The sequence below is a fragment of the Variovorax defluvii genome (assembly GCF_039541515.1).
In the GTDB taxonomy this organism is placed as follows: domain Bacteria; phylum Pseudomonadota; class Gammaproteobacteria; order Burkholderiales; family Burkholderiaceae_C; genus Variovorax; species Variovorax defluvii.
The window spans coordinates 300,566-316,013 of record NZ_BAABGJ010000081.1; the positions used below are offsets into that span (position 1 = coordinate 300,566).

The 15,448-nt window shown below is 68.9% G+C and carries 13 protein-coding genes; 6 read left to right on the top strand and 7 right to left on the bottom strand.

The genetic code is table 11. From position 1 onward, the window contains the following. Window positions 1-517: 517 nt before the first annotated feature. The 6 genes from ABEA07_RS26975 to ABEA07_RS27000 form a co-directional block, all read right to left on the bottom strand. Window positions 518-2,434: an ABC transporter permease gene (locus tag ABEA07_RS26975; protein WP_345541777.1), complete on the bottom strand. Its 1,917-nt coding sequence runs from the start codon at window positions 2,432-2,434 to the stop codon at window positions 518-520. An 18-nt stretch (window positions 2,435-2,452) separates the two neighbouring features. Beyond that, the gene (locus ABEA07_RS26980; protein ID WP_345541778.1) at window positions 2,453-3,664 is read right to left on the bottom strand and encodes an ABC transporter substrate-binding protein; all 1,212 of its coding nucleotides are present in this window, start codon (window positions 3,662-3,664) and stop codon (window positions 2,453-2,455) included. A 64-nt stretch (window positions 3,665-3,728) separates the two neighbouring features. Next, complete coding sequence (locus ABEA07_RS26985) at window positions 3,729-4,313, bottom strand: amino acid synthesis family protein (protein WP_345541779.1); 585 nt, start codon at window positions 4,311-4,313, stop codon at window positions 3,729-3,731. Between the two features lie 144 nt (window positions 4,314-4,457). Further along, window positions 4,458-5,102, bottom strand: a complete 645-nt coding sequence (locus ABEA07_RS26990; protein ID WP_345541780.1) for an amino acid synthesis family protein — start codon at window positions 5,100-5,102, stop codon at window positions 4,458-4,460. Between the two features lie 19 nt (window positions 5,103-5,121). Continuing rightward, complete coding sequence (locus ABEA07_RS26995) at window positions 5,122-6,042, bottom strand: UPF0280 family protein (RefSeq protein WP_345541781.1); 921 nt, start codon at window positions 6,040-6,042, stop codon at window positions 5,122-5,124. Window positions 6,043-6,165: 123 nt separating this feature from the next. Further along, window positions 6,166-7,773, bottom strand: a complete 1,608-nt coding sequence (locus ABEA07_RS27000; RefSeq protein ID WP_345541782.1) for a 6-hydroxynicotinate reductase — start codon at window positions 7,771-7,773, stop codon at window positions 6,166-6,168. 301 nt (window positions 7,774-8,074) lie between these two features. On the opposite strand from ABEA07_RS27000, the gene ABEA07_RS27005 reads away from it, so the two are divergent. Genes ABEA07_RS27005 through ABEA07_RS27015 form a run of 3 tightly spaced genes read left to right on the top strand, consistent with a single transcriptional unit; the run spans window position 8,075 to window position 10,819 of the window. Beyond that, complete coding sequence (locus tag ABEA07_RS27005; protein ID WP_345541783.1) at window positions 8,075-8,848, top strand: ferredoxin--NADP reductase; 774 nt, start codon at window positions 8,075-8,077, stop codon at window positions 8,846-8,848. A 55-nt stretch (window positions 8,849-8,903) separates the two neighbouring features. Continuing rightward, window positions 8,904-9,674, top strand: coding sequence for a TetR/AcrR family transcriptional regulator (locus ABEA07_RS27010; RefSeq protein ID WP_345541784.1), 771 nt, complete (start codon window positions 8,904-8,906; stop codon window positions 9,672-9,674). Continuing rightward, window positions 9,620-10,819, top strand: coding sequence for an amidohydrolase family protein (locus ABEA07_RS27015; protein WP_345541786.1), 1,200 nt, complete (start codon window positions 9,620-9,622; stop codon window positions 10,817-10,819). Before ABEA07_RS27010 ends, ABEA07_RS27015 begins: the two co-directional genes overlap by 55 nt. Before the next feature lie 358 nt (window positions 10,820-11,177). Here the strand turns inward: ABEA07_RS27015 and ABEA07_RS27020 are convergent, their stop codons facing one another. Then, window positions 11,178-11,837 (bottom strand): GntR family transcriptional regulator, encoded by a 660-nt coding sequence (locus ABEA07_RS27020; RefSeq protein ID WP_345541787.1) that lies wholly within the window; start codon window positions 11,835-11,837, stop codon window positions 11,178-11,180. A gap of 276 nt (window positions 11,838-12,113) precedes the next feature. Between ABEA07_RS27020 and ABEA07_RS27025 the strand changes: the two genes are divergently transcribed. From ABEA07_RS27025 to ABEA07_RS27035, 3 genes are read left to right on the top strand one after another with little or no spacing between them, the layout of a single operon-like run. Continuing rightward, the gene (locus ABEA07_RS27025; RefSeq protein ID WP_345541788.1) at window positions 12,114-13,472 is read left to right on the top strand and encodes an amidase; all 1,359 of its coding nucleotides are present in this window, start codon (window positions 12,114-12,116) and stop codon (window positions 13,470-13,472) included. Beyond that, window positions 13,469-14,665 (top strand): CaiB/BaiF CoA transferase family protein, encoded by a 1,197-nt coding sequence (locus tag ABEA07_RS27030; RefSeq protein WP_345541789.1) that lies wholly within the window; start codon window positions 13,469-13,471, stop codon window positions 14,663-14,665. Before ABEA07_RS27025 ends, ABEA07_RS27030 begins: the two co-directional genes overlap by 4 nt. Continuing rightward, on the top strand, window positions 14,662-15,447 hold the full coding sequence (locus ABEA07_RS27035; RefSeq protein WP_345541791.1) for an enoyl-CoA hydratase: 786 nt from the start codon (window positions 14,662-14,664) through the stop codon (window positions 15,445-15,447). Before ABEA07_RS27030 ends, ABEA07_RS27035 begins: the two co-directional genes overlap by 4 nt. Window position 15,448 lies beyond the last annotated feature (1 nt).

A 15,448-nucleotide genomic window follows, 5' to 3' on the forward strand; every position in this document is an offset into this window, starting at 1 on the left:
CCTTGTGTGGGGGGTGGGGGAGTGAATGCAGTGGATCTGCACACACGCTGTGCATGCGCACGCGCCGGGGACTTCGCCAGGACAAGTGCGCTATGGCTTGCGCCACTCTCCGCGAAGCGCAGCGAGCCGTTGGTGGCCGAGCGCAGCGATGGCCCGACCCACTCCCCTCTGTGAGCGCCGAGGAGCGGAGCGGAACCGGCCCGCACGCCTGCCGAAGGACAGGCGTGCTTCGTGAACTGACTCGCCGCAGCTGTTTGAGCGCAGCGCCCGAAGGGCGCGTAGCGAGTTCTGCGGCGGGGCCGGTTGCGCGAGCACCGCAGGTTGCCCGTAGCGAAGCGGAGGGACGCGCACAGTGGGGTCGCCTTTCTTTGGTTACTTTCTTTGGCGAGACAAAGAAAGTAACTCGCCCGCCGGGGCGAATTCCCGGCTCCTGCATAAAACAACGAGCAAGGCAAAAACAAAGGCCCAGTGCCCTCCCCCAGAGGAAGAGGAAGAGGGAGAGAAAACAAGACAGCGCTCACGCCTTGACCTCCTCCAACGCCCCCGCATTCTTCCCCCCACGCCGCCGCTCGAACACCTGCTTGCAGAACCCGGCGATCCCCTGCGGGAACAACAGCACCAGCAGCAGGATGATCCCCCCCAGCATCGCCCGCCAATAGTCGGTATTGCGCGCCACCGTGTCGTGCAGCCAGGTGAAGGTGACCGCGCCGACCACCGGCCCCGCCAGCGTCTGGATGCCGCCCAGCAGCACCATCACCAGCCCGTCCACCGACTTGCCCACGCTCAGCGACTCGGGCGAGATGCTGCCCTTGGAAAACGCAAACAGCGCGCCCGCCAGTCCGGCAGCAAGGCCGGCAATGACGAAGGCCGCCCATTGCATGCGCTTGACGTCGATGCCGATCGCATCGGCCCGCAGCCCCGAGTCGCGCCCTGCCCGCAACGCGTAGCCGAAGGGCGAGAACAGCACGCGCCGCAGCCACAGGATCGCCAGTGCCACCAGCACCAGCGTGAGCCAGTAGTACACCCGCTTGTCCGACAGCCATGCCGCCGGCCAGACGCCGGTCAGCCCGTTGCTGCCCCCGGTGAAGCTGTCCCACTGGTAGGTGATCGCCCAGGTGATCTGCGCGAAGGCGAGCGTCAGCATGGCGAGGTACACCCCCGACAGCCGCACCGCGAACCAGCCGTACACAAAGGCGCCGAGCGCCGCCACCAAAGGCGCGAGCACGAGTGCCAGCTCCATCGGCACGCCGCTGGCGCGCACCAGCAGCGCCGCGCCGTAAGCCCCGAGGCCGAAGTACGCCGCATGCCCGAAGGAGTGCATGCCGGCCGGGCCCATGATGAAGTGCAGGCTGGTCGCGAACAGCGCAGCGATCATCAGGTCGATCATCAGCACCGTGGTGTACGGCGAATCCGCGGTGAAGATCGGCACGGCGGCCAGCACCAGGCCGAAGACAGCCGCCGCCACCAGATAAGCGCGGCTCGGGCGGCGCAGCGGCTCCTCCTGCATGCCCACGTAGCGGCTCGGCGCCTGCGGCCGGCCGAACAGGCCCCACGGGCGCCACACCAGCACCACCGCCATCACCAGGAAATCCACCACCAATGTCAGCTTGGAGAAGGAGATGCTGAGGCCGAAGACATCGACCACCCCGAGCCAGATGCAGATGGCCTTGATCTCGGCGATCAGCAGCGCGGCGGCGTAGGCACCGGGGATGGAGCCCATGCCGCCCACCACCACCACCACGAAGGCGGCGCCGATGGTGTTGAGGTCCATCTCCAGCGTGGCCGGCTCGCGCGGAAGCTGCAGCGCGCCGCCCAGGCCGGCGAGCATGGCGCCCAGCGCGAACACGGCGGTGAAGAGCCAGGCCTGGTTCACGCCCAGGGCGCTGACCATCTCGCGGTCCTGCGTGGCGGCGCGCACCAGGGTGCCGAAGCGGGTGCGCGTGAGCAGCACCCACACCAGGCCCAGCACCACCGGGCCGACCACGATCAGGAACAGGTCATAGGAAGGAAACTGCCGCCCGAGGATGGTGACCGAGCCCGACAGCCCCGGCGCGCGCGGTCCGAGCAGTTCGTCCGGGCCCCACAGCCACAGCACGGCGTCCTTGATCACCAGCACCAGCGCGAAGGTGGCCAGGAGCTGGAACAGCTCCGGCGCCTTGTAGATGCGGCGCAGCAGCACCACCTCGATCAAGGCGCCCAGCACGCCCACCGCGAGCGCCGACATCACCAGCGCCGGCCAGAAGCCCAGGCCGGTGCCCAGCTTCTCGACCAGCGTGTAGGCCACGTAGATGCCCACCATGAAAAAGGAGCCATGCGCGAAATTCACGATCCGCGTGACGCCGAAGATCAGCGACAGTCCCGCCGCCACCAGGAACAGCGAGGATGCACTCGCCAGTCCATTGAGCAGCTGGACGATGAAACCTGAAAAACTCATGACTCGTCCGCCTCTGGCTCAGTCGTTGGCGCGCGACTTCTTCAGCTCTTCAATCGGCGGCTGGTACTTGGCATCGGCCCCGTCGAGGTAGACGTAGTTCACCATCACGCCCTTGCCGCCCTCGTTCTTGGTGCGGCCGACGAAGGCGCCCATGGTGGACTGGTGGTCCTCCGGACGGTAGGTGATCTTGCCGAAGGGCGTGTCCACCTGCAGGCCCTTGAAGGCCGCGACCAGCTTGTCGGTCTCGGTGCTCTTGGCCTTGGCGATGCCGGCGGCGGCCGACTTGATCATGCTGTAGCCCACCACCGAGCCCAGGCGCGGGTAGTCCTTGAACTTGGCCTGGTAGGCCTGTTCGAACTTCTTGTGCTCGGGCGTGGTGATGCCGTACCAGGGATAGCCGGTGACGATCCAGCCGTTGGGCGCCTCGTCCTTGAGCGGGTCCATGTACTCGGGCTCGCCGGTCAGCACGCTGACCACCTCGCGGTCCTTGAACAGGCCGCGCGTGTTGCCCTCGCGCACGAACTTCGACAGGTCGGCGCCGAACAGCACGTTGAAGATGGCGTCGGGCTTGGCATCGGCCAGCGCCTGCACCACGCTGCCGGCATCGACCTTGCCCAGCGGCGTCGCCTGCTCGGCCACGAACTCGACGTCGGGCTGCGCCGCCTTCAGCAGGTTCTTGAAGGCTGCCACCGCGGACTGCCCGTACTCGTAGTTGGGGTAGACCAGCGCCCAGCGCTTCTTCTTGAGCTTGGCCGCCTCCGGCACCAGCATCGCGGCCTGCATGTAGGTGCCGGGACGCAGGCGGAAGGTGTACTGGTTGCCGCCCTGCCAGGTGATCTTGTCGGTCAGCGGTTCGCCGGCCAGGAAGAAGAATTTCTTTTGCTTGGCGAAGTCGGTGACGGCCAGGCCCGTGTTCGACAGGAAGGTGCCGGCGAGGAGGTCCACCTTTTCGCGCGAGACCAGTTCCTCGGCCACGCGCACCGCGTCGCCGGGGTTGGCGTTGTCGTCACGCGTGATCAGCTCGATCTTCCTGCCGTTGACGCCGCCGGCGGCGTTGATCTCGTCGACGGCCAGTTCCATGCCCTTCTTGTAGGGCTCGAGGAAGGCCGGCTGCGCCTTGTAGCTGTTGATCTCGCCGATCTTGATGACGCCCTGGGCGTTCGCCGCCGGGATCAGTGCAAGGGTAAGGGCGGCGATCGAGACCGCGCTGAACGCAAAACGCATGCTCATGAAGAACTCCTCGTTGGAATGTGAATGGGGGGGGCTGCAACAACGTCTGTGTCGGGAGGCGCCTTCAGCGCAAGCCGTCTTCGCCCTTGATCTCGGAGACCTGCAGGCCGCCGATGCGCGCCAGGGGGCGGCCGCTGTCGGTCACGGCCACGGCGACCACGATCTCGTTGGCCCGCGGCGCATCGGACACGCGTGCCTCGACCGCGTCGAAATGGCTGCGCACGAAGGCGGCGTCCTTGTGGCCCAGCGGCACGTCGATGGCGGTGCCGAGCGTGCCGCGCTTCTTGGCGGAGGGCACCAGCGCGGCGCCCTTTTCCACCGCCACGCGCAGCGGCGCGCCGAGCTTCGGGTGCAGGATCGCGGCGGCATGCTCCAGCTCGCCGGCCTCGCCCACGATCGCGGCCTTGCCGTAGCTCTGGGCCTGGCCGGGCTCGATGCCCAGGGCCTTCACGGCCTTCTGGCCCAGCAGCGCGCCCAGCTCTTCGCCGATGGCGATCAGCTCGTCGAGCGACTCGCTGTACTTGCCTGCATAAGGGTTGTCGATCACCGCGATGGCGACGGCGCGGCGGGTGGGCGGATCGATGGTCTTGCCCATTTCCTTGCGGGTTTCGTCGATCTGCACGACGAGCTTTCTGATATTGGCTGGCATCTCTATCTCCTGTTTCTGTTCATGCCGCGGCAAGCGCAGCGAAGCCTGTTCGGGAACACCGCGGAACCGCCCTTGCCGGGCCGCCGGTGTTGCCCCCTCGAGGGGGGAGGCGGCTACACGAAGTGAGCACGCAACGGGGGTGGGTCATCTCAAGCCGTCCCACTTGGCGATGTTTTCCGCGCGCAGGCCGCCAACCCGATCGTGCACGCGATAGCCCGTGCTCATCGCGAGGATGAAGACGATCTCGTCGGCCGCGGGCGAGCCCGGCACGCGCACCTCGATGGCGTCGAACTGGCCGCGCACGTAGCTGGCGTTGATGTTGGTCAGCGGCACGTCGAGCGTCGCGCCGGGAGGCCCGACCTTCTTGGTGGAGGGCACGATCGACAGCGCGTTGCCCGGCTGCCCCGTCTTCTTCTCGTCGATGGTGCCGGCGGTGTAGGCGGCGCGGTCGCCCTTCCAGCCGAGCAGCTCGCGCATCGCGTAGCCGCCGGGCACGTGCCACAGCGCGCCGTGCTCCAGCTCGCCGGCGGCACCGACGATGGCGCCCTTGCCGTAGGTGGCGATGCGCTCCAGCGGCACGTCCATCGCGGCATGGAGGCGGTGCGCCAGGTCCACGCCCACGGGGTCGAGCAGGCTCATCATCGGGAGGATGTCGGGCTCGTAGCGGCCCGCGAAGGGATTGGTCAGCACCGCGGCGATGGCGCCACGCACCAGCGGCGTCGCGGCACGCGGCCCGAACTCGTGGTGGATGGTCTCGACCTGGGTGAAGACACGGCGTATATCGATCATTGAACGGTCCTGCTTTTCGTTAAGCAAATACTGAACCAACTGCAGCAGCCTGCGGCTGCATCGGGAGGGCAGAAACGCCGGAAGAGGCCGAGCTTAATGGCTCCACGAGCCGCCATTGCCCCTGGCAAACCAGCATGGCGCCGGCGATAGCCCCCGCGCGCCGCAGGGTCTCGGCGCGGGCCACGCCCGCCGCCAGTGCGCGCTGCACCTGCGCGGGCGCCAGCGCCTCCACGTCGACCGTGACCGGAATGTCGCCGAGGTCGCTGTCGTCCTTGCATTCGTTCGCCGGGCGGCGATGGATGCCGGGGTCCTGAACGTCCACCGCATTGGCGATCACCGTGGCGGCAGCGTCCGCCTCGGCCGCGGTGGCGGCGAGCACGGTGACGCTGTCGGCGATGCCCAGCGAGAAGCTGCGCCCGCGCCAGCCGCTGGTGGCGACGCCGCGCACCGGCATCTCCGCGCGCAGCTCGAACTGGCCATCGGTGGTGAGCGGGCCGCGCTCGCGCAGGTCGAAGCGCGCGAGATCGGCGAACAGGCCCACGCGCGCCGATTGGCCGGGGGCGAGGTGCAGCGCGATGTCTCCGCCGTTGTTGATCCAGGCACGCTCGATGCCGCTGCGCTGGTAGCAGGCGATCAGCTCCTGCGCGACCGCGCCGGCCACCGCCGCCATCGGCGTGATGAAAGAGGCGCGAAAGGGCGCGCAGGCCTGCCACATGCGGCGCGCGATGGGGCTGCGCAGCGGGCACGCGTCGCGCACCGGCTGGCGCAGCAGCGGCAGCTCGGCCACCAGTTCGTCGAGCACGGTAGCGAAGCGCCGCCAGGCATGCTCGTGCGCCACGGCGACTTCGACCGCGTCGCCGTGCGCCTCGGCCACGATGTCGATCGGGCCGTGGTTGAAATGCCAGCGGCCTCCTTCGAGGGCGCTGCGTTGGGCGGTCATCGCGCAATCTCCACCAGTGCCGGATGCGGCCGCCGCCGGGCCGCCCCAAGGCGAGCCGCGCCACCCCCCTGGGGGGGTGGAGTTACACGAGCGAAGCTCGTGAAAAGCCGGGGGGCTGTCATTTCACCCGAGCATCGGCGGCTGGCCCAGGGGCCAGGGATTGGCCGCGTCCATGCGCAGCCACTGGCGCGCCAGCGGCGCACCGTCGTTCTGCCACGCGCCGCGCGCCAGCGCCTGCTCGAGCGAGAACACATGCTCCATGTGGCCACCCAGCGCCTGGTAGTCGTCGCGCCGCATGCTGAACTCGATGGGCGCGACGATGGCGGGCGTGGGCACGGTGCCGAAGCTGTTGTCGGGCATGCGCAGCACGTCGGCCATCACCGTGATGCCGCCGCCGGGCCACACATAGGCCGGCGCACCGCCGCAGGTCACGTTGACCAGCGCGCGCTTGATGGCGCGGGTCAGCAGCACCGGGTTTTCCGTCACGCCGGCGCGCAGGGAGCCGCCGGCGCCGCCGAGAAAGAGCACGCTGCACAGCGAGGGCTCGCAGTTCTCGCCGATGCGGTCGACGATGCGGCGCACCGCGGCGGGCATCTCCTGCTCCACGGGGCGCAACTGTTCGTCGAGCACGTACCACTGCGCATGCTCGCCGGTGGTGGAGGTCATCAGCAGGCGCAGGCCGGGACGCGCCACGCCCTCCTCCCAGCCCTCGATGATGGACAGCGGATCGTCGATGTCCGTGCCGCCCCAGCCATTGCCGGGGTTGGCCACCTGGAAGTAGCGGCCCGGCGTGGACTTGCGCCCGCGCATCTGGATGCCCGAGGGCGGCATGTCGAGGCAGCGGCCGGCCTGGTGCTCGGTGAGCACGCCGGTGATGTGGTCGTCCACCACCACCACCTCGTCGGCCTGGCCGAAGAGCTGGCGCGCGAAGATGCCGACGGCGGCGGAACCGCAGCCCACGCGCATGCGCTGCTCTTCCACGCCGTTGACGATGGGCGCGCGGCCGGCCTGGATGACCATGCTGGCGCCGCCGTCGATCACGCACTCCACCGCCTTCTTGTTGCCCAGCAGCTGCATCAGCTCGGCGGTGAGCCGGCCTTCCTTCTTGCTGCCGCCGGTCAGATGGTGCACGCCACCCAGCGAGAGCATCTGCGATCCGTACTCGGCCGTGGTCACATGGCCGACCACCTCGCCCTTGTAGCGCACGTTGGCCTGCTCGGCCCCCAGGTAGCGGTCGGTGTCGATCTTCACCTTGAAGCTGCAGTAGCTGAAGATGCCCTCGGTGACGACGGTGACCATGTCCACGCCCTGCGCCTTCGACGCCACGATGAAGGGCGCCGGCTTGTAGTCGGGATAGGTGGTGGACGAGCCCACGCCGGTCACGAACACCTCGTTGGCATGCAGGAGATCGCCGTTCCAGTCGGGCTCGGCGCCTTCGGGTGCCGGCTCGGCCGCGGGGCGGGCGAAGGGCACCAGGGCCGGCGCCTCGCTGGCGAGTTCGCGGCGCAGCAGCAGCACCGGGTCCACACGCACCAGCACGCCCTCGCGGTTGGCGTAGCGGTCGCAGGCGCCGGTGCGCCCCTCGGAGATCTGGCACAGCACCGGACAGGCATTGCACTCGACCTTGGCGGTGCTCATGCGCTCGTTGCGCAGCGGCGAGCGGCCCGACAGGTCGGGTGGCAGCGGTACGTCCAGGCTGGGCATGCCGTCGGTCTTGGTGTGTTCTGTCATCGCGGGCTTCTCTCGAATTCGTGGGGGCTGGGTCCCTGGGCCTGTGCATCCAATGTGCCGGAACCCGCTTGTGCCGGATTCGGCGATTGTGTAGCATTCCCTACAATTTCATGTGGCAAACACTACATGAAATGCAATGTAGCAAACAGACCGGAGGCTGGCAATGGTGTTTCTCAGTAGCTGTCCGACAGCGTTCCAGGTCTCGCCGACAATCGGGGGGTTGCGGCAGACTGATGACCGTTGGGCTCCGCGCACCGGCGCAGCCCGTGCGCCCTTTCGTCTCTAACCATCCCTGATTCCCATGAGTGCATTCAACGAAGAACGCGTGCTGAGCGTCCACCACTGGACGGACCGGCTGTTCACCTTCACCACCACCCGCGACCCGGCGCTGCGCTTCTCGAACGGCCACTTCACGATGATCGGCCTGAAGGTGAACAACAAGCCGCTGCTGCGCGCCTACAGCATCGTCAGCCCCAACTACGAGGAGCACCTGGAGTTCCTCAGCATCAAGGTGGAGGAAGGCCCCCTCACCTCGCGGCTGCAGCACATCCAGGTGGGCGACTCGATCATCGTGGGCCGCAAGCCGACCGGCACCCTGCTGATCGACTACACGCTGCCGGGCAAGCGCCTGTACCTCTTCGGCACCGGCACGGGGCTCGCACCGTTCATGAGCATCATCCGCGACCCCGAGACCTACGAGAAGTACGAGAAGGTCATCCTGGTGCATGGCGTGCGCCAGGTCGATGAGCTGGCCTACCACGACCTCGTGACGGACCACCTGCCCAAGCACGAGATCCTGGGCGAGATGATCGAGAAGCAGTTGCTCTACTACCCGACGGTGACGCGTGAGGAGTTCCGCAACATGGGCCGCATCACGGACCTGATCGAGACCAACAAGCTCACCGACGACCTGGGCCTGCCGCCCCTCAATCCGGCGGAAGACCGCGTCATGCTGTGCGGCAGCCCGGGCCTGCTGGTCGACCTGAAGCACATCCTCGAAGGGCGCGGTTTCAAGGAAGGCAACACCACGACCCCCGGCGACTACGTCGTCGAACGCGCCTTCGCCGAGAAATGACAGCCCCCCGGCTTTTCACGAGCTTCGCTCGGCCCGGCGGCGGCCGCATCTGACCATGGCCGGACGCAGGGTGCTACCGAAGCCGGCCACCCGCCGCACCGGCGTGCGCGAGGCCGCCGCGCAGGCCACGCGCGACAGCATCCTGCGCGCGGCCACCAAGGTGTTCGCCAAGTACGGCTACGACGGCGGCAGCGTCGAGAAGATCTCGCGCGCGGCCCGTTCGTACGACCGGATGATCTACTACTACTTCGGCAGCAAGGAAGGCCTGTTCATCGCGGTGCTGGAAGGCATCTACCGCCGCATGGACGATGCCGAGGCGGCGCTGCACCTCGATGCGAGCCGGCCGGTCGAGGCGCTGGCGGCGGTGATCCGCTTCGTGCTGGGCTACTACCGCAAGAACCCCGAGTTCGTCACCCTGCTCAACACCGAGAACCTGCACAAGGGCCGGCACATCGCGAAGTCGCTGCGGGCACGCGAATACTCGTCGAAGGCCATCGCCATCATCCAGGAGTTGCTGGAAAGCGGCGTGCGGCAGGGCCTGTTCCGTGCGGAGGTGTCGGCGCGCGACCTCTACCTGCTGATCGCCTCCACCGGCTACTTCTACACCTCCAACCGCCACACGCTGACCGCCTTCCTCGGCGAGCCGCTGGAGACGCCCGAGGCGGTCACGCACTGGGAGGACTTCGTGATCGAGACCGTGCTGCGCACGGTCGAGGCGCGCGGCCCGGACGAAGACACAAGCACAGCAACCACCCACGAGGAACAGCAACCATGGCAGAAGCAGCCACCACCGCCAAGTCGGGCAAAGTCGTCATCCGGAACATAGGCCTGCTGCTTTCGGGCGACATCGACCAACCCATGCTCGACGCCGACACCATCGTCGTGAACGACGGCCTGATCGTCGCCGTCGGCAAGGAAAAGGACTGCGACACCGAGGGCGCGAAGACGGTCATCGACGCGAAGAAGACCTGCGTCGCCCCCGGCCTGATCGACAGCCACGTGCACCCGGTGGCCGGCGACTGGACGCCACGCCAGAGCCAGCTCAACTGGATCGAATCGAGCCTCAACGGCGGCGTCACCACGATGATCTCCGCGGGCGAGGTGCACTACCCCGGCCGTCCGAAGGACATCGTCGGCCTGAAGGCGCTGGCGATCACGGCCCAGCGTGCCTTCGACAACTTCCGCCCCGGCGGCGTGAAGGTGCTGGCCGGCGCACCCGTGATCGAGAAGGGCATGGTCGAGAGCGACTTCCAGGAACTGGCCGAGGCCGGCGTGGGCCTGCTGGGCGAAGTGGGCCTGGGCACGGTGAAAGCGGGCTACGAGGCCAAGGAGATGGTGGCCTGGGCGCGCAAGTACGGCATCCAGAGCACCATCCACACCGGCGGCCCCTCGGTGCCGGGCTCGGGCTACATCGACAAGGACACGGTGCTCGAAGCCGATGCCGACGTCATCGGCCACATCAACGGCGGCCACACCTCGCTGTCGGAGGCGCACGTGTGCGAGCTGTGCGAGAAGTCCGCCCGCGCCATCGAGATCGTGCACAACGGCAACGAGCGCACCGCGATCGCGGCGGCCAAGGCGGCGCTGGACCTCAAGTGCCCCCACCGCGTGATCCTCGGCACCGACGGGCCGGCCGGCTCGGGCGTGCAGCCGCTGGGCATCCTGCGGATGGTCTCGCTGCTGTCGGCGCTGGCGAACATTCCGGCTGAACTGGTGTTCTGCTTCGCCACCGGCAACACGGCGCGCATCCGCAAGCTCAACTGCGGCCTGATCGAGCCGGGCCGCGCGGCCGACTTCGTGTTCATGGACCGGGCGCAGCACACCGCCGGCAAGACGCTGCTCGAAAGCGTTCAGATGGGCGACATCCCGGGTGTGGGCATGGTGATGATCGACGGCATCGTGCGCTGCGGCCGCAGCCGGAACACGCCGCCGGCGACCGAGATCCCGGTGGTGGTGTCGGGCACGCACTGAAGTGCCCAGAGGGCAGCGCGGGGGCAACGCGCTGCTCGATCCCATGAAACGGGCGCGTTGGGTCCTGGGCCGCTGACTCATCTGCGCTCGGGCAATCATCTGATCCCCGCTGCGCTCCTCCCTGCAACTTGATCGCTGCAAAACGGCTTCTTGCACTTCGTCCCAGCGAGTGCGTATTTCCGTCAGCGTGCCTGAGGGCAAAGATCTGGTACCGCCGCGATCAGCGGGCCCGCGCAGAAGGCGTTGCCCGTTGCCCGAGAGCAGGTCGGTGTCGCGGGACATAACGGCGCAGACGCCGTCGGCGCTGCCCGCATCGGCACGCGCGCAGTCTGGATCTCGATGATGGGGAACCCCGGCTTCAGAGCAGCAGGTGCTTCGGCAGCGACGCGATGAGCGCCGCCGGGCCGGGCATCCCCTGCCCCGGGCTGAGGTGCGCCACCATGAGCTCCCACGCTCGCGCAGCATCGCGCGCTCGCAGGGCCTGCAGTATCTGGTCGTGCTGCTCCCAAGACTTGCGGATGAGGCCGATGGCCGCGAACGCGTGGCGTCGGTAGGCGCCGGTGCGCGCGCGCGTCAGCAGGATCTCGTCGCGCAGGTAGCAGTTAGCGCAGGCGCGGTACAGCACCTCGTGGAAGGCGCGGTTGTGCGCCTGCCAGGCCTCCACGTCCTCGGCGTCCACCGCGGGCTCGGCGGCGCGGTGCGCCTCCTCCAGCGCCTGCAGGTCACGTGTCGTCATGCGTTCGCAGGCGAGGCGCGCGCAGATGCCTTCGAGTTCTGCCAGCACCTCCCACATGGCGAGCAGCTGCGGAACGTCCATCCGCGCCACCACCATGCCGCCGCGCGACAGGCTTTGCAGCAGCTGCTGCGCCTGCAGTTGCAGCAGTGCCTCGCGCACCGGCGTGCGTGACACGCCATAGCGTTCCATCAGCGCGCCTTCGTCGATCCCATCACCGGGCAGCAGCTCTCCCTTGCGGATTGCTTCCTCGATGGACAAACGAATCTGATCTGCAATCTTCATGGAGATAAGGGTAAACGCTCATGCAATGTATTCGCACGTCACCTATAAATATATTTATGAGAGTCGTGCAAATGCAGAAAGACACCATGATTGTATATACAGATGCTGCGGCACCACAACCGCAAGCCGTAGCCGACTGGCCAGTGCTGGCAGTCCTGCTGGCGACCGCGCAAGGCGTTCGGCTGGGCGAGCAGGAAGGGCAGGGCATGGGGCGTACCCTTGCCGGGCTGGCCAGGCGAGGGGGCTGGGCGCCGCTGCACGCCGCGGGAGCGGTCCGTGGCTGACCACATCGCCACCGCGATCCGCACCGTGCGGGCGGAACGGGATTCCGGCCGTGTGCAGCACTGGATCGCCCAGCAGCAGGCCCGGCTCGCGGCCGAGGGTCCCGTGCGGCGTTGCCTGGTGCGCCGCTTCGCGGCCGAGTCGGCTCACCGCCCCGGGCTGCTGCAGGGCGTCGCGCTGGCGCACAAGGATGTTTTCGACCTGCCCGGCCACGCGCCCGGCGCCGGGCGCACGCCTCGCGAAAGCAAGGCCCCGCGCGCCTTCGCCGCGCCCCTCGCGCGCCTGTACGCCGCCGGCGCCCTGAACCTGGGCAGCCTGACACTGGCCGAACTCTGCTGCGGCGCCACCGGCGAAAACCGCGCCTTCGGCCGCGCGCTGAACCCGGTCGATCCGCAGGCAGTCGTCGGAGGATCGTCCAGCGGGTCGGCGGTGGCGGTCGCGGCTGGGCTCTGTACCGCCTCGCTCGGGACGGACACGGCCGGCTCCGTGCGGATCCCGGCGGCGACCTGCGGGGTGGTCGGGCTGAAGCCGACACATGGCGCGGTCGACAGCCGCGGCGTGTTCGGCCTGGCGCCCTCCCTCGACACCGTCGGCGTGCTGGCGCGCAGCGCCTCCGATGCCGCGCACGTGTGGACCGTCCTGGCCGCGCCCGGCGACGAGCCCGTGCCCGCGCACCGCTCCGACGCGATTGAGTTCGCCCTGGAGGCACCGCAACCCTGGCGCCTGGCCCTCGCCCTCGACGGCGAAGACGTGGACGAGAACGTCGGCAGCGTGCTGCAGGTCGCCGCTCGGGAGCTGTCGGTCCATTGGCGCATTTCGACGCGCACCGTCGCCGATCGCGCGCGGCTGAATGCCTTCGCCCAAGTCGTGCTGCACGTGGAGGCCGCGACCGGGCACCTGCACGAGATGCAGGAGGGCGTCGACGGGCTCCCCGACGCGGCTCGCGCCGTGCTGCTGCCGGGGCTCGCGGTGCCCGCCACCTGGTATGCCGGCGCGCTCGGCGCCCGGGGCGCGGCGCACGAGGCCTTCCTGCGCGGGCCGCTGCGGGAAGCGGACGTTCTTGTCACGCCGGCGTCGGACCGGCCCGTCCCTGACTGGGACGAGGTCACTCCCGGCTCTGCGCGCCACGACCCGCGGCAGTTGCTCGCGCTGAACGCGCACTTCGCGTACGTCAACTACCTCGGCCTGCCCGCCGTCGTGTTCCCCGTCGGCAGCGACCGGCGTGGCCGCCCGGTGTCGATCCAGGCCATCGCCCGGGCTGGCTCCGAACCCGCGCTGCTCGCCTTCGCCCACCAGGCGATGCGCGCACTGGGCACGCGGGCGCCCGCCGTCACCGAAGAGGATTTCCCATGAGCAAGATCTCCGCCTCCCAAGCCCTTTCGCACCTGCGCGTCATTGACCTGTCGCGTGTGCGCGCCGGTCCCACCTGCGTCCGCATCCTGGCCGACTTCGGCGCCGACGTGATCCGGGTCGAGCCGCCCCAGGGCGTGGACCCCAACGAGGCGATGTTCGCCGCCGACCGCGACAGCGGCGACTTCCAGAACCTGAACCGCAACAAGCGCTCGATGACTCTCAACCTGAAGCGCGAAGGTGCGCTGGAGGTGTTCCAGAAGCTCCTGCGCACCGCCGACATCGTGGTCGAGAACTGGCGCCCGGAGGTGAAGGCCCGCCTGGGGGTGGACTACGACAGCCTGCGCAAGGTCAACCCGCGCGTCATCCTCGCCAGCATCTCGGGGTTCGGCCAGGACGGCCCCTACGCCGGCCGACCCGGCTTCGACCAGATCATCCAGGGCATGGGCGGGCTGATGTCCGTCACGGGCCTGCCGGGCCACGGACCGGTGCGCGCCGGCCTCGCCATCGCCGACAGCAGCACAGGCATCTACGCGGCGGCCGGCATCCTCATCGCGCTGCTCGAGCGCGAGCGCTCGGGCCAGGGCCAGTGGGTGCAGGCCTCGCTGCTGCACACGCAGATTGCCATGATGGACTTCCAGGCCGCGCGTTTCCTCAATGACGGAGACGTCCCGGTGCAGGTCGGCAATGACCACCCGACCAGCAGCCCCATGGGCCTCTTCGAGGCAAGCGACGGCGCGTTCAACCTCGGCGCCTCCGGCGAAGGCAACTGGCGACGCCTGTGCCTGGCCCTAGGCGCTCCCGAGCTGCTGGACAACCCCGGGTTCCGCACCGAGAAGCTGCGCGTGCAGCACCGCGCACGCCTCAATCGCGAACTCGCCGCGATCTTCGCCGGCGCCACCGTTGCGCACTGGGTCGAGCGCCTGAACCGGGCCGGCGTGCCGGCCGGGCCCGTGTATTCGGTTCCGGAGGTCTTCGAGGATCCGCAAGTGCGGCACCTGGGCGTCGCCCAGGCCGTGCGCACCGCGGCAGGGCGCACGATGCGGTTGATCTCGCAGCCGATCACCCTGACGCGCACCCCCGCCGCGATCGCCAGCGCGGCCCCGGTCTGGGGCGAGCACACGCGCGAACTCCTGCGCGAGCTGGAATTCGACGATGGCGCCATCGAGCGCCTGCGCGCCGCGGGGGCCATATGAGCGGACGCATCGTCGCGGAGGTCCGCGGCCCCGTCGGCAGGCTGACCGTCGCCAATCCCGACCGCTACAACGCCATGAGCTTGCCGATGTGGCGGATGTTGCGGGAGGCGGTCCTGCATCTCGAACACGACCCGGAGGTCCGCGTCCTGGTGCTCACCGGCGAAGGCGATCGCGCCTTCGTGTCCGGCGCCGACATCAGCGGCTTTGCCACCGACCGTGACGGCGCAGCCGCGTCGGAAGCCTACGACGAGGCCGTGCGGGCGGCACAGTCCGCCCTCGTCGCCTGCGTCAAGCCCACCGTGGCCCGTATCGCCGGGGTCTGCATGGGCGGCGGGATCGGCCTGGCGCTGTCGTGTGACCTGCGCTACGCGCGCAGCACGGCCCGGTTCCGGATGCCCGCCGCCCGGCTGGGCCTGGGCTACTCCTACACCGGCATGGAGCAGCTGGTGCAGGCAGTGGGTGCGGCCTGCGCGCTGGACCTGTTCCTCACGGCGCGGGCCTTCGACGGCGCGGAGGCCCAGCGTGTCGGCGTGGTGCACGAGTGCTTCGCCGACGACGCCTTCGACCGCGGGGTCGCCGAACGCATCGGCGCTCTGGCGGCCAACGCGCCGCTGACGCTGCGCGCCGCCAAGGCGGCAATCCGCGACATCGTTCAGCCTGCGGGCCCGGCTCGGCGGGCCGAGGTCGAGGCCTGGGTGCGGGCCTGCTTCGACAGCGCCGACTACCGGGAAGGCCAGCTTGCGTTCCGGGAGAAACGCAATCCAAAGTTCGCAGGTTGCTGAT

Excerpts from the sequence above, each read along its gene's own strand:
- ABEA07_RS27035 (WP_345541791.1), top strand. The coding sequence starts at position 14,662 with ATGAGCGGACGCATCGTCGCGGAGGTCCGCGGCCCCGTCGGCAGGCTG.
- ABEA07_RS27005 (WP_345541783.1), top strand. The coding sequence starts at position 8,075 with ATGAGTGCATTCAACGAAGAACGCGTGCTGAGCGTCCACCACTGGACG.
- ABEA07_RS26990 (WP_345541780.1), bottom strand. The coding sequence starts at position 5,102 with ATGATCGATATACGCCGTGTCTTCACCCAGGTCGAGACCATCCACCAC.
- ABEA07_RS26985 (WP_345541779.1), bottom strand. The coding sequence starts at position 4,313 with ATGCCAGCCAATATCAGAAAGCTCGTCGTGCAGATCGACGAAACCCGC.
- ABEA07_RS26975 (WP_345541777.1), bottom strand. The coding sequence starts at position 2,434 with ATGAGTTTTTCAGGTTTCATCGTCCAGCTGCTCAATGGACTGGCGAGT.
- ABEA07_RS27020 (WP_345541787.1), bottom strand. The coding sequence starts at position 11,837 with ATGAAGATTGCAGATCAGATTCGTTTGTCCATCGAGGAAGCAATCCGC.
- ABEA07_RS27030 (WP_345541789.1), top strand. The coding sequence starts at position 13,469 with ATGAGCAAGATCTCCGCCTCCCAAGCCCTTTCGCACCTGCGCGTCATT.
- ABEA07_RS26980 (WP_345541778.1), bottom strand. The coding sequence starts at position 3,664 with ATGAGCATGCGTTTTGCGTTCAGCGCGGTCTCGATCGCCGCCCTTACC.
- ABEA07_RS27015 (WP_345541786.1), top strand. The coding sequence starts at position 9,620 with ATGGCAGAAGCAGCCACCACCGCCAAGTCGGGCAAAGTCGTCATCCGG.
- ABEA07_RS27010 (WP_345541784.1), top strand. The coding sequence starts at position 8,904 with ATGGCCGGACGCAGGGTGCTACCGAAGCCGGCCACCCGCCGCACCGGC.
- ABEA07_RS27000 (WP_345541782.1), bottom strand. The coding sequence starts at position 7,773 with ATGACAGAACACACCAAGACCGACGGCATGCCCAGCCTGGACGTACCG.
- ABEA07_RS26995 (WP_345541781.1), bottom strand. The coding sequence starts at position 6,042 with ATGACCGCCCAACGCAGCGCCCTCGAAGGAGGCCGCTGGCATTTCAAC.